We start from the raw sequence: 13562 nt of genomic DNA, 5'->3' as shown, positions 1-13562 counted from the left end.
GCAGAGGCCGATTTTCATCTTTCAAGGGCGTGCCGGCCAGGCCCCGAGAGGAACCGGTGCAGGGCTCGCGAAGGGCGGGCTCGATGAAACACACGCATGGCGTACACGGTTGGTGGTGGTGGGCCCAGGCCCGCCAGATTCGTCATGCCACGGTGCGCGTCTAAGACCTAGCACCGGCGTTCCGGATCCTGAAAGCGGCGGGCTCACGAAAGAAGAGCCGGCCGTTTTTGTTTTTTCTCGGGAGCAGCATCATGAATGACACAACACGATCGCCGAATCCGCTGGCCGCACAGCGGCTGCTAGCGGACGGCGTCACGCCGATCGCCGCCTTTGCGGCGCTGCGCGCCCTGCGCATGGGGCATTCGTTCTTGTTCGAAAGCGCGCCGGGAGCGGGCCAGGCGGCACGTCACTCGATCATCGGCCTCGGGGCTCGCGGAGAGCTCGTCGTCGACGAGGGCGGCGTGCGCGCGCAGATCGGCAAGCAGCCGGTACCGCATATCGACGACTCGTCCGACCCGTGCGACGCCGCGCGCGAGCTCCTCGGGCGGCTCTCGCCGGCGCACAGCCCATCGCCGTTCCTCGGGGCCTACGGAGCGGCCGCCTACGAATTCGCCGGCCGCCTCGAGCGCCTGCCGGCGACGCCGCGCGGCAGCGACCCGATGCCCGATCTCCACTTGGTCGTGCCTGAGGTGCTAGTGGTGTTCGATCATTTCTCGCACGAGCTCGACATCTGTGCGCTTTCACCCGACAACGGTGCGTCCGTGGCGCGCCGGGTGCGCGACGTCCTGGCAGACGCTCGCATAGCGCCGCTCGATCGAGGATCCGAGCCGATCCAACCGCTGCTTCGTGCCGGCGCGATACCGTACACGAGGTCGGTGGAGAAGGCCCAGAGCGCGATCCACGAGGGCGAAGCGTTTCAGATCGTGCTGGCGCAGCGCTGGGAGGCGCCGCTTACGACGCTCGCGTTCGACGCCTATCGGGCGCTGCGAGCGGTGAATCCCTCCCCCTACATGTTCTTCCTGGACATCGGCTGGGGCCAGCTATTCGGGTCCTCACCAGAGATGCTCGTCGCCGCGCACGGCGGCGTCGCGCGCATGCGGCCGCTGGCAGGCACGCGGCGGCGAGCTCAGGATCCAGCTGTTGACGCCCGGATCGCCCGCGAGCTCCAGCGCGATCCGAAGGAGCGGGCCGAGCACGTGATGCTCGTCGATCTCGCGCGCAATGATCTGGCGCGAGTGTGCGCGTCGGGCAGCGTCGAGGTGGCGGAGATGCTCTCGGTCGAGCGCTTCAGCCACGTCATGCATCTCGTCTCTGAGGTCACGGGCCGGCTGCGCCCGGAGTGCGACGCGTTCGACGCGTTCGCCGCAGCGTTTCCCGCCGGCACGGTGAGCGGGGCGCCGAAGATCCGCGCGATGGAGCTGATCGCTGCGCTCGAGGGGCACCGGCGCGGTTTCTACGCAGGCAGCGTGTGCCGCTTCGGGTTCGACGGCTCGCTCGACTCGTGCATCACGTTGCGTAGCGCGCACGCCTACGAGGGCATCTATCACTGCGCGGCCGGCGCCGGCGTCGTCGCGGCGTCGGTGCCCGCTCGCGAGGACGCCGAATGCCGCGCCAAGGCGGACGCGGTCTTCAGCGCCATCGCGATGGCCGCGCGCCCACGCGCGAGGAGCGTCGCATGAGACCCAGGTTGCTGGTCGTCGACAACTACGATTCCTTCACGTACAACCTCGTGCATGAGCTGGGCCGCCACCCGCTTGACGTGCAGGTGCTGCGCAACGACGAACTCGACGTGGCCGGATTGAGCGCGTCCCCTCCCGCAGCGATCGTGTTGTCCCCAGGTCCTGGGACCCCGGACCGGGCCGGCCGCTGCCTCGAGCTGATCGCCGCGCTGCGCTCCCGCGTCCCCATGCTGGGCGTCTGCCTCGGTCATCAGGCGATCGGCCAAGCCTATGGCGCGCGCGTCACGCACGCCGGTTCAGTCGTGCACGGTCAGGCCAGCGCTGTGCAGCACTGCGGCCACGCGCTGTTCGACGGCATCCCGACGCGCTTTTCCGCCGGTCGCTACCACTCCCTGTGCGTCGATCCGGCGTCGCTGCCAAGCGGACTCGAAGCGCTGGCCGCAGCCGATGATGGCACACTCATGGCGATAGCGGATCGGCACGCGCCGGTGTTCGGCGTGCAGTTCCACCCGGAATCGGTGCTGACCAAGCACGGTCCGAGATTGCTTGCCAATTTTCTGACGATCGCGGGGCGTGCGGCATGAGCGCGCTGGCGGCCGGACTGGATCCTTCGGTCTGTGTCGTCTCGCAGATCGTGCGCGCAGCCGCAGGGGCGGACTTGAGCGCCGAGGAGATGCGACAGACGATCAACGCGATCATGGATGGCGTCGTGACGCCGGCGCAGGCGGCGGCGCTCTTGGTAGCGCTCGCGGTCAAGGGCGAGACCGCGGATGAGGTCGTCGGCGCTGCGTCGGCGATGCGCGAGCACGCGATCCCGGTTTCGCCCCGCGGCGGTGCGATCGACGTCTGCGGCACGGGCGGTGACGGTTCGGGCACCTTCAACATCTCGACCGCGGTGGCGTTCGTCGTCGCGGGTGCGGGTGTGCCCGTGGCCAAGCACGGTAACCGCGCGATGAGCAGCCGCTGCGGGAGCGCGGACGTGCTGGAGGCGCTGGGCGTGCGCATCGACGTGCCTCCGCAACGGAGCGCGGCGCTCCTCGGGGAGCACGGCATCGCGTTCATGTTCGCACAGGTGCATCACCCCGCGATGCGTCACGTCGCGCCGGTCCGGCGCGAGATCGGCATGAAGACCCTGTTCAACCTGCTTGGACCGCTGACCAATCCTGCAGCCGTGCGGCGCCAAGTCGTGGGCGTGGCTCATGCCGGTGCACAAGACATCGTTGCTGCGGCGATCGGACGCCTGGGCAGCGACCGCGCCGCGGTCATCCGCGGGTGCGATGGGCTCGACGAAGCCACCCTAGCGGGCGCGACCCGCGTGCTCGAATGGAGCGGCCTCGAGCTCGTGGAGTACGATATCGTCCCCGAAGACGCGGGGCTCGAGCGCGCCCCGACGGAGGCGTTGGCGGGCGGCGACGCGCAGTCCAACGCGCACGTGATCCGCGAGGTGTTGCGCGGCAAGCCAGGAGCGCAACGCGACGTGGTATTGCTCAACGCCGCGCTTGCGCTGTTCATCGCCGGCGTCGCACGCGACCTCCAGCACGGCCGGTCTGTGGCGCAACGCTCCATCGACACGGGCGCGGCCAGCGACAAGCTGGACGTCCTGCGACGGGAGAGCAGGCGATGAACCAGCTGGACGTCATCGTCGCCAGCCGATTGCGCGATGTGCGCGCACGCAAGGCGCGCGTGCCGATCGAAATGCTGTACGACGCCGCGCGTAACCGCCCGCCGGTGCGCGATTTCGAACAGGCGCTGCGTTCGGGTGCGCCTGCCATCGTGGCCGAGTTCAAACGCTCGTCCCCATCGGCGGGCGCGCTGGCGGATCGCGACCCCGCAGCGACCTCGCGTGCATATCAAGCCGGTGGCGCCGCGGCGTTGTCGATCCTCACGGAGCCATCGTGGTTCGGCGGCTGCCTTGAGGACCTCGTGGCGGCGCGCGACGCGACAGCCCTGCCGGTGTTGCGCAAGGACTTCATCGTCGACGAATATCAGGTCTGGGAGTCAGCTGAAGCCGGCGCCGATGCGATCTTGCTCATCGCCGCCATCTTGACGTCGGACGAGCTGGCGGCGCTGCGCGTTCTCGCGCAGTCGCTGCGGATGTGCGCCGTGGTGGAAGTGCGCGACGAACAGGAGGCCCGTCGCGCGCTGGGCGCGGGGGCGACGGTCATCGGCATCAATAACCGCGACCTGCGCACGATGCGCGTGGATCTGCAGACAGCGCTGCGGATGCGCCGCCACCTGCCGGCCGAGTGCACGGTGATCGGCGAAAGCGGCTACACGAGGGCGGCGGATCTGGCGGCTTGCGCGGCAGCCGGAATAGATGCGGTGCTGATCGGCGAGTCGCTGATGCGCGCGGCTGATCCGGCGGCGGCCGTGGCATCGCTGCGGGCGGTGCCCATATGATCGTGCTCAAGATCTGCGGCATGCGCAGTCTCGAGGACGTGCGTACGTGCGTCGAAGCAGGCGTGGACGCGCTCGGGTTCGTCTTCGCCGATGGACCGCATCGGCTCAGCCTCGAGGAGGGCAGTCGTATGACGGCCGCCGCGCCGGCGGGCGTCACGCGCGTGGGTGTGTTCGCGAATCAGTCACGGGCTCTCGTGTTACAGGCATTGGGTCGGTGCCGGCTCGACGTGCTGCAATTCGCGGGCGATGAAACACCCGAATTCTGCGGCTCGTTCGGCGTGCCGACCCTACTGACGGCCAGAGAGCGGCCCCCCGCCCCCGACGTCGTGCAGCGGGCACGTTCGATCGGCGTGATCGGCGATGCGCGCGTAAAAGGGCGTTTCGGGGGCACGGGCATACGTATGGCCCCCGATCGGGCTCGATTCATCCGCGACGGATTGCGCGTCCCCTTCATCCTGGCAGGCGGCCTCACGCCCGACAACGTGGGCGACGCGATGCGCGAGGTCCATCCGGACGGCGTGGATGTGAGCAGCGGCGTCGAGCGCTCGGGGCGCAAGGACCCGGAGCTCGTCGCGCGCTTCGCGCTCCGCGTGAAGGAGGTTTTCCATGCACGGACCTGACGGGCGCGGCTACTTCGGGCGCTTCGGCGGACGTTTCGTGCCCGAAGTTCTGGTCGAGCCGCTGACCCGGCTCGAGGCGGCGATGCATGAGGCGTTCGCCGATGAGGCTTTTTGGAGCGACTACCGCCGCCTGCAGCGCGATTACGTCGGGCGCCCGACCCCGCTCACCTCGTGCGAAAATCTGACGCGCCTCTGCGGCGGCGCCACGATCGTCCTCAAGCGCGAGGACTGCAACCACACCGGCGCTCACAAGATCAGCAACGCTCTCGGCCAGGGGCTGCTCGCCAAGCGCATGGGGAGCCGGCGGATCATCGCGGAGACCGGCGCCGGGCAGCACGGCGTCGCCGCGGCCACGGTCGGCGCGCTCTTGCAGATCCCAGTCGTCGTCTACATGGGAGCGGCCGACGCGCAGCGCCAAGCGCTTAACGTCTACCTCATGCGCTTGCTGGGCGCTTCGGTCGAGGTGGTGAGCAGCGGTTCGCAGACGCTCAAAGACGCGACCAACGAGGCGCTGCGGGATTGGGCGGCATCCGCCGACGAGACGTTCTATCTGATCGGCTCAGCGGTCGGTCCTCATCCCTATCCGTACATGGTGCGGCGCTTCGTGCAGGTCATCGGCGAGGAAGCGCGTGCGCAGGTGCTCGAGCGCTTCGGCAAGCTCCCCGACCACGTGGTCGCCTGCGTCGGCGGCGGCAGCAATGCGCTCGGCGTATTCGCAGCGTTCCTCGATGACGTGCAGGTGCGCTTGACCGGCGTCGAGGCGGGCGGAGGCGGGCTGCAGCGCGTGGGCCTGCACGCGGCGACCCTCTCGGCCGGGCGCGAAGGCGTGCTGCACGGCGCGCTCACCAAGGTGCTCCAGAACGGCGACGGTCAGATCGCGGCGACGCATTCGATAGCCGCGGGGCTCGACTATCCGGGTGTCGGTCCCGAGCACGCCGCGCTGCAGGCATCCGGGCGCGCGCACTACGTGACGGTCACCGATGATCAGGCCCTCGAGGCGTTCCAGATGCTGGCACGCACGGAGGGCATCGTGCCGGCGCTTGAGAGCGCGCACGCGATCGCATACGGGTGCGAGCTGGCCAAGAACACAGCGCCGGACCAAGTGGTTCTCATCAATTGCTCCGGACGGGGAGACAAGGATGCGGTGCGTCTCGCACTTGCCCAAGAGCTTGTGGCACGATGAGAGTTGCCGCGCGTCCGCTCGCCGAGACCTTCGGACGCTGCCGCGAGGACGGACGGGCGGCCCTGATCGCGTTTCTGACGGCCGGCTTTCCGAGCCTTGCGCAGACGCCTGCGCTCATCATGGCCGCGATCGAGGGCGGCGCGGACATGATCGAAATCGGGTTCCCGTATTCCGATCCAGTGGCTGACGGTCCCGTGATCCAGGCGTCGTCGCAGCACGCGCTCGATCACGGCGCGACCTTCGACCGCGTGCTTGAGATCGCGGCGCGCTGCGCGGCCTCCGTCCCTTTAATCGCCTTCACCTACTATAACCCGCTGTTCGCGCGCGGCCTCGTGCGGTGCGCTCAGGAGCTGCACGCGGCGGGATTCGCCGGCGCGATCGTCCCCGACTTGCCGCCCGAAGAGTCAGCGCCCCTGTGCGACGCCTTCGCGCGGACAGATCTATCGCTGACGTTCTTGGTAGCGCCGACGACACCACTCGAGCGCGCTCGGGCCATCGCGGCGCGCTGCGACGACTTTGTCTACGTCGCGGGCAGGCTGGGCGTGACGGGCACGCACGCCGGCGTCGACCAGACGGTGCTCGAACGCGTAGCCGATCTGCGCCGTTTGATGGACAAGCCGCTCGCGGTCGGCTTCGGCGTGTCGCGCCCCGAAGAGGTCGCACAGATCGCTGCCGCCGCCGACGGCGTCATCGTCGGCAGCGCGATCGTCCAAGCGTGCGTGGCGCAGGACCCAGCCCGCGCGGTCAAAGACCTGTGTTCGTCGCTTCGAGCCCACACCATCAATGCCCGGCGCCACGTGTAAGCCGCGATACCACCAGACCTTGAAGCGAAACGGCGAGCGTGACGACGAAGACGATGAGCACGGCCGCCATCCAGTTATGTGGGAGTGTGAAGCATAGGGCGGCGAGCCCGAGAGCCGAGAGCCCTGTCTGATACGTCGTGCCGACGCCCCAACGTAACGCACCAGGGTCGAGGTCGCGCCGCCGCTCCCACACGCACAACGCATACATCGCTGCGAGCAAGGCATAGATCAAGGCCAGGCAGATCATCCACAACCGCAGCGGCACGAGCGCATCGACGCCGTCGGCCATGAAGTGGAAGGCGACTTGCTGGAAGTGGATCCCGAATATGAGCGCCGCGAGCAGGGTGAAGTTCATCACGATGGTCGCGCCGTTCAGGCGCAGATATGTCATGAAGAGCCTGTGGTGATACCACCATAGTATCGCTATCGCCACGAACGAGATCGCAAATGCGTTGAGGCTTAGCCACGATGACGTCAGGCCGCCGAGGTCCTTGGGTATCACGAGGTTGAGCCCGAGCTCGGCTAGGCAGAATCCTATGACGATGTCGGAAAAGGCCTCGAGGCGATGGATCGTCCGTTCGTCATCCTTGGGCGTCATCTCAAGCGCAGAGCTCGAGTAGACGGGCGCGATAGCGCTGCGCGCCTTCGTCCTTGCCGCTTCCAAGATCGCAGCGCAGAGGACCTGCAGCAGTCAGCGCGGCAGGCGCTGGTATATCGCCAGACGGCATTGGCACAGCGTTGAGCAAAACGATGTCGCAACGCCCGATCTGGCGCAGCGCGACGTCCTTCCACATGCGGCCGGGATCGGTGGCCACCATGACCGACGCCCGCGGCGTCATCCAATCGAGCGCGGTCGTGCCCTCGATGACGACGCCTCGCGCACCTTTGGATTGCAGATAGCTCATCGCGGACTCGATAGCCGCAGGGGCGGCCTCGCGCAGCGCGATGATCCAGGCCACCGCCACTGCGCCCGCCTCGCTCAGACGCCATGTATCGGTGCCTGTTTTCCGGATCGCCCCGTCGTTCGTGATCAGCCGGCTCGGCAGCTGTGTCGAAACCGTCTCGCATACGCCGCACGACGCACCGCGGCCACAGATGCCGGCAGCATGCGCGACCGACAGCGCCGACGAGCCGTGGTCGTGCTCGGGATCGCGTTCGCCGTCAGCGACGGTCAGCTTGATCGCGCCATAGCCCAGGCCATCGAGCGCGCGCAGCGCGACCTCGGCCGCAAGCGTCTTGCCGACACCGGAATGCGGTCCGCCGACGATGACGACATCCATGGGGAGCGGTTCGACGGACGCGGCCTAGTCCGCTTTGGGCGCTGCGGCGAGGACGTCGGGCGTCGCCGAACCCGCGAAGCGCTGGAAATTGGCGGCGAAGAGCCGGGCCAGCTCCTTGGCTTTGCGGTCGTATTCGGCTGGGTCTGACCAGGTGGAGCGCGGATCGAGCACCTCGGCGGGAACCCCGGGCACGCTGGCCGGCACGGCGACGTTGAACACCGGATCCGCTTTGAACGGCACGCCCGATAGCTGCCCCGTCAGCGCAGCTTTGATCATCGCGCGCGTATAGGGCAGGCGCATGCGTTTGCCGACGCCGTACGGCCCGCCGCTCCAGCCGGTATTGACCAGCCAGCAGTCCACTTCGTGGCGCGCGATGCGCTCGCCCAGCAGCTTGGCGTACACCATCGGCTTGTGTACCATGAACGGCGCGCCGAAGCAATGGGAGAAGGTCGCCTGCGGCTCCGTCACGCCTTTCTCGGTGCCCGCCACTTTGGCCGTGTAGCCGGACAAGAAATGATACAATGTCTGCGGCACGGTCATGCGCGCGATCGGCGGCAAGACGCCGAACGCATCGCAGGTCAGCATGACGATGTGTTTGGGATGCCCGCCGCGCCCGGACGGCACGGTGTTGGTCACCGAGGTGAGCGGGTACGCGGCGCGGGTGTTCTCGGTCAACGAATCGTCGGCGAGGTCGAGCTCGCGCGTTGCCGGATCGAGCACGACGTTTTCGAGCACGGTGCCGAACGTGCGCGTCGTCGGATAGATCTGCGGTTCGAGCTCGGCCGACAAGTTGATGACCTTCGCGTAGCAGCCGCCCTCGAAGTTGAACACGCCCGCGTCGCTCCAGCCGTGCTCGTCGTCGCCGATGAGCGCGCGCTCGGGGTCTGCCGACAGCGTGGTCTTGCCCGTGCCGGAAAGGCCGAAGAACACCGCGACGTCGCCGGCGGTCCCGACGTTGGCTGAGCAGTGCATCGGCATCACGTCGCGCAGCGGCAACAGGTAGTTCATGATCGTGAAGACCGACTTTTTTATCTCGCCCGCATACGTCGTGCCGCCGATCAGCACGAGCTTGCGGCCCAGGTCGACGATGATGAAGGTCTCGCTGCGCGTGCCGTCTCGTTGCGGCGAGGCGAGGAAATCCGCGACGTCCACCACTGCGAACTCGGGGCGGAAGCGGCGCAGTTCCTCGGCCGAAGGATCGATGAAAAGATGCCGCGCGAACAGAGCATGCCACGCTTGCGTGGTGACGATCCGCACCGGCAAACGATAGTCGGGGTCGGCGCCGGCGTACGCGTCGGTGACGAAGACCGACTGGTCGCGCAGGTAGGCGTCCACGTGCCCGAGCAGCGCGTCGAACTTGTCCTTGTCGAAGGGTTTGTTCGTCGCGCCCCAGTCGATGTGCGCATCGCTCGAGGGCTCCTTGACGAAGAACTTGTCCTGGGGCGAGCGGCCGGTGTGCTTGCCGGTCTTGACGACGATCGGTCCGGCGGCGGCGGTCAGGCCCTCGCCGCGCCGGATCGCCTGTTCATAGAGCGCGGCCGCGCTCAGATTGACGTCGGCACCGGCGACTGGGCCGATGCCGAAAGCTTCGAGTCCGATGGACGTTCCGCTGAGCAAAGCCATTACAAAGACGCTTTTCGCGCCATCGCGGACCTTCCTGCGGTACGAAACTGACGAGGCGCGACTTCCGTCGCGCCTCGCCTCGTGGCCCGCGATCGCGATGCCTGCGCATCGCGCACGGTCGTGTGTCCTTACGCGGTTGCTGCCGCCGGAGCCGTGCTGTCCGCCGGCCGCCGCGTCAAGAACGGCAGGATCGTCGCGATCGCCAGCATGCCCCCTACGTACGGCAACGCCGGTGCGAACGAACCCAAGTGGTCCTTGACGTAGGCCACGAAGATCGGCCCGACGATGCCGGCGCAGCCCCAGGCGGTGAGGATCGCGCCGTAGTTCGCGCCGAGGTACTTGGTGCCGAAGTAGTCCGCGTTGAACGACGGCATGGTGCCGAAGCCGCCGCCGTAGCACAACAGCACGATCGCGAAACACACCAGCACGAGTGTCAGCGACGTCAGGCTGCCGAGGATGAAGAAGATCACCGCCTGGATTCCGAAGATCAGCGCGAAGGCCCAGTTGCGGCCGATGCGCTCCGAAATCGATCCCCAGAAGAAGCGGCCCAAGCCGTTGAAGATCGCCACGAGCCCATACGCCGTTCCGGCCGTCTTGGGATCGACAGCGCCCGCCACGGCCTTATTGGTCAGCTCGAGGATGATCGGCACGGCGTTGCTGATGACCAGAATGCCGGCCGTGACGTTGATGAACAGCATCAGCCAGAGTAGATAGAACTGGCTGGTGTGCAGCATCTCCGCGGTCGTATACGAGCGTGCCGTGCTCGCCGCGAGCGCCTTCGCGCCGGGCACCGTGTAGCCATCAGGCGGGTTGTTGAGCAGCAGCGCGCAGGCGCCGCCGATGACCAAGAAGACGATGCCCGAGATGACGAAGATGTTGAGCACCGCTTGGACTTGGTCGGGCGTGAGCGGTACGGGAATCGTCGCCCCGGTCGTGTCGGCCTTCGCTTTGAGGAACGCTGCCGCGGCTTTGGAAGCATCGGCGAACGAGGCGATGCGCGGCACGATCTGGTTGTAGAAGAAGGCCCCGAGGCCAAAGCCCATGACGACCATGCCGCTGCCGACGCCGCGCATGTCCGGGAACCACTTGGTGACCGTCGCGACGGGCGTGATGTAGGCCATGCCGTTGCCGAAGCCCGCGATCAGGCCGTAGGTCAGATACATCCACCATGGGCCGAGCTTCGCGCCCAGGCCGGCCAGCAGATAGCCGGCCGCCCATAGCAGAACGCCGGTGAGCGTGACGGTGCGGGGACCGACCCGATCCTGCCAGCGCCCGCCCACTACGGCGCCGAGTCCTAAGAAGAAGATAGACCAGGCGAAGATCCAGGTCGTCGCCGTGTTGGACCAGCCGAAGCTTGCGCGCAGCGGCTGGACGAAGATGCTCCACGAATATATGGTGCCCAGACAGATCATGACGATCATGCCGGCGATGCCGATGGCCCAACGGTTCGTCACCTTGTACCCCCTTGATGAAAGCAGAAGGAACAATAGCCAAACCCCGCTGGTACGCTAACGCGCCCCGCGGTCGTTCAGCGCGGCCTTCATCCGGGGGCACGGTGCGACCTCTGCGAGGTTTCTCATGAACGCGGATATCCACAAGAATCGTCCGACGTTCACATCGCGCTCACAGCTGGTCCACAAGGGCGTGCCCCGCGAGTGCTGAAATAGGCTACCCGAACATGTGTTTGCCCGGGGTCCGATGAGCAAAAGCTTCGTCCATCTGCACGTGCATAGCGAGTATTCGCTGCTCGACGGCGCCTGCCGGGTCGGTGACCTGGTGAGCGCGGCCGCCGATGCGGGCATGCCGGCGCTTGCCCTGACCGATCATGGCGTGCTCTATGGCGCGCTCGAGTTCTATTTCGCGGCCAAGTCCAAAGGCATCAAGCCGATCATCGGTTGCGAGATGTACGTCGCCCCGCGGGGCAGGCTCGACCGCAGCGCGCGCGACGAACAACACCTCACCGTACTTGCCGTCGATCGCGATGGCTACGACAATCTGCTCAAGCTCGTCTCGGCCGGCTTCCTCGAAGGCTACTATTATAAGCCGCGCGTGGACCTCGACCTGTTAGCGGCCCACCATAAGGGGCTTGTCGTGCTGTCCGGCTGCCTCGGCGGTGGCGTGCAACAGGCATTGCTGCACGACGATGTGGACGGCGCGCGCGCGCTGGTGCGCGACTACCGAGCCATCTTCGGCGAGCGCTATTTCCTCGAGCTCCATCATCACCACATGGCGGCTGAGGATAAGGTGCGCGCGCAGCTGATCGCGCTGTCCAAGGAGACGGGTGTCCGCGCCGTCGCGACCAATGACTCTCACTACCTCGCGCGCGATGACGCGCCGGCCCACGACGTGTTGCTGTGCATCGGCACGGGCAAATTGGTAGCCGACACCGACCGGATGCGCTTTGAGGGCGACGATTTCTACTTCAAGCCGGCCGAAGCGATGCGCGAGCTATTCGCGGACTCGCCCGACGCGTGCGACGCGACGTTGGATATCGCCACCATGGCCGAGCTGGACCTCGAATCCAAGACGTTCGCGCTGCCCACGTTCCCGCTGCCGGCGAGCATCGACGACGAGGCGCGCTACCTGCACGGGTTATGCATGACCGGCCTGCAGGAGCGCTACGGCACGCCGACGCCCGGCCAGCTCGAGCGCCTCGAATACGAGTTGGGCATCATCAACCGCATGGGGTACGCGTCCTACTTCCTTATAGTATGGGATTTCATACGCTATGCCCGCGAGCAGGGCATCCCCGTGGGTCCGGGACGGGGCTCCGCGGCGGGGAGCATCGTCGCCTACGCGCTGCGCATCTCGGACGTCGACCCGCTGCGCTACAACCTTTTCTTCGAGCGCTTCCTCAACCCCGAGCGCATCTCGATGCCCGACATCGACACGGATTTCTGCTTCGAGCGTCGCGACGAAGTCATCGAGTACGTGCGCCAGAAGTACGGCGCGGACCGCGTCTCGCAGATCGTCACCTTCGGCACGATGGCCGCCCGCGCCGCGGTGCGCGACGTCGGCCGGGTGATGAGCCATCCGCTGGCCGACGTCGACCGAATCGCGAAGCTCATCCCCAACGTGCCGACCAATCCGGTCTCGATCCGCCAGGCGATCGACAGCGTGCCCGAGCTCAACGCGATCTATCACCGCGATGCGCGCGCGCACGAGCTGCTCGACACGGCGATGCGCGTCGAGGGCCTGGCTCGCCACGCATCCACGCACGCCGCGGGCGTCGTGATCGCACCCGGGCCGATCACCGAATACGCACCGCTCGTCAAGCTGGGCGATGACGACGTCAACACCCAGTACTCGATGGATTGGGTCGAGAAGGCCGGGCTGCTCAAGATGGACTTCCTCGGCCTGCGCACGCTCACGGTCATCGAGCGTGCCACCCAAGAGATCAGGCGCACCACCGATCCGTCGTTCCGCATCGAAGAGATCCCACTGGACGACGCGGCGACCTATGCGTTGCTGTCATCCGGCCACACCACCGGCATCTTCCAGCTTGAGAGCGCCGGGATGCGCCGCTATATCGCCGAGCTGCGCCCCACGTGTATCGAGGACGTCATCGCAATGGTAGCGCTGTACCGCCCAGGGCCTATGGACTGGATCAACGACTTCATCGCCGGCAAGCACGGGCGTCGCAGGATCACGTATCTGCATCCCAAGCTCGAGCCCATCCTGGCCGAGACCTACGGTGTGGCGGTGTATCAGGAACAGGTGATGCAGACCTGTCGCGACCTGGCCGGCTACACTATCGGCCAAGCGGATGAAGTGCGAAAGGTCATCGGCAAGAAGGTCAAAGAGAAGATCCCGGTCGAGCGCGCCAAGTTCATCGCCGGCTGCGTCGCCAGCGGCATCGACGAGCAGCTCGCCACCGGCATCTGGCAGTTCATCGAACCGTTCGCCGGCTACGGGTTCCCCAAAGCCCACGCGGTGTGCTATGGTTTGCTCGCTTACCGCACGGCCTGGCTCAA

The 13562-nt window shown here is 66.9% G+C and carries 12 protein-coding genes; 8 read left to right on the top strand and 4 right to left on the bottom strand.

The window, feature by feature from the left end:
- Positions 1-251: 251 nt before the first annotated feature.
- The 7 genes from VKF82_01865 to trpA are packed head-to-tail and all read left to right on the top strand — an operon-like array spanning position 252 to position 6685.
- Entirely contained in the window at positions 252-1679 is a 1428-nt protein-coding gene (locus VKF82_01865; protein ID HME80800.1) for an anthranilate synthase component I family protein, read from the top strand.
- The gene (locus tag VKF82_01860) at positions 1676-2263 is read left to right on the top strand and encodes an aminodeoxychorismate/anthranilate synthase component II (protein HME80799.1); all 588 of its coding nucleotides are present in this window, start codon (positions 1676-1678) and stop codon (positions 2261-2263) included. The genes VKF82_01865 and VKF82_01860 overlap by 4 nt, the downstream gene beginning before the upstream one ends.
- The gene (gene trpD / locus VKF82_01855) at positions 2260-3303 is read left to right on the top strand and encodes an anthranilate phosphoribosyltransferase (protein ID HME80798.1); all 1044 of its coding nucleotides are present in this window, start codon (positions 2260-2262) and stop codon (positions 3301-3303) included. Before VKF82_01860 ends, trpD begins: the two co-directional genes overlap by 4 nt.
- Positions 3300-4079 (top strand): indole-3-glycerol phosphate synthase TrpC, encoded by a 780-nt coding sequence (gene trpC / locus VKF82_01850; GenBank protein HME80797.1) that lies wholly within the window; start codon positions 3300-3302, stop codon positions 4077-4079. Before trpD ends, trpC begins: the two co-directional genes overlap by 4 nt.
- Positions 4076-4699: a phosphoribosylanthranilate isomerase gene (locus tag VKF82_01845; GenBank protein ID HME80796.1), complete on the top strand. Its 624-nt coding sequence runs from the start codon at positions 4076-4078 to the stop codon at positions 4697-4699. Before trpC ends, VKF82_01845 begins: the two co-directional genes overlap by 4 nt.
- On the top strand, positions 4686-5882 hold the full coding sequence (gene trpB, locus VKF82_01840) for a tryptophan synthase subunit beta (GenBank protein ID HME80795.1): 1197 nt from the start codon (positions 4686-4688) through the stop codon (positions 5880-5882). The genes VKF82_01845 and trpB overlap by 14 nt, the downstream gene beginning before the upstream one ends.
- On the top strand, positions 5879-6685 hold the full coding sequence (gene trpA / locus VKF82_01835) for a tryptophan synthase subunit alpha (protein HME80794.1): 807 nt from the start codon (positions 5879-5881) through the stop codon (positions 6683-6685). The genes trpB and trpA overlap by 4 nt, the downstream gene beginning before the upstream one ends.
- Here trpA and VKF82_01830 read toward each other — a convergent pair.
- The 4 genes from VKF82_01830 to VKF82_01815 all read right to left on the bottom strand — a co-directional run bounded on the left by VKF82_01830 (position 6663) and on the right by VKF82_01815 (position 11042).
- Entirely contained in the window at positions 6663-7283 is a 621-nt protein-coding gene (locus VKF82_01830) for a TMEM175 family protein (GenBank protein ID HME80793.1), read from the bottom strand. The two genes, trpA and VKF82_01830, sit on opposite strands and share 23 nt — an antisense overlap.
- Position 7284: 1 nt before the next feature.
- The gene (locus tag VKF82_01825; protein HME80792.1) at positions 7285-7965 is read right to left on the bottom strand and encodes a hypothetical protein; all 681 of its coding nucleotides are present in this window, start codon (positions 7963-7965) and stop codon (positions 7285-7287) included.
- Between the two features lie 24 nt (positions 7966-7989).
- Positions 7990-9588 (bottom strand): phosphoenolpyruvate carboxykinase (ATP), encoded by a 1599-nt coding sequence (gene pckA / locus VKF82_01820; protein ID HME80791.1) that lies wholly within the window; start codon positions 9586-9588, stop codon positions 7990-7992.
- 128 nt (positions 9589-9716) lie between these two features.
- Entirely contained in the window at positions 9717-11042 is a 1326-nt protein-coding gene (locus VKF82_01815; GenBank protein ID HME80790.1) for an OFA family MFS transporter, read from the bottom strand.
- 244 nt (positions 11043-11286) lie between these two features.
- On the opposite strand from VKF82_01815, the gene dnaE reads away from it, so the two are divergent.
- On the top strand, positions 11287-13562 hold a 2276-nt coding region (gene dnaE, locus VKF82_01810; GenBank protein ID HME80789.1), incomplete at its 3' end, for a DNA polymerase III subunit alpha.

Source organism: Candidatus Eremiobacteraceae bacterium, from assembly GCA_035314825.1.
Lineage (GTDB): Bacteria > Vulcanimicrobiota > Vulcanimicrobiia > Eremiobacterales > Eremiobacteraceae > JAFAHD01.
This window is presented reverse-complemented; position numbering and strand designations above follow the sequence as displayed.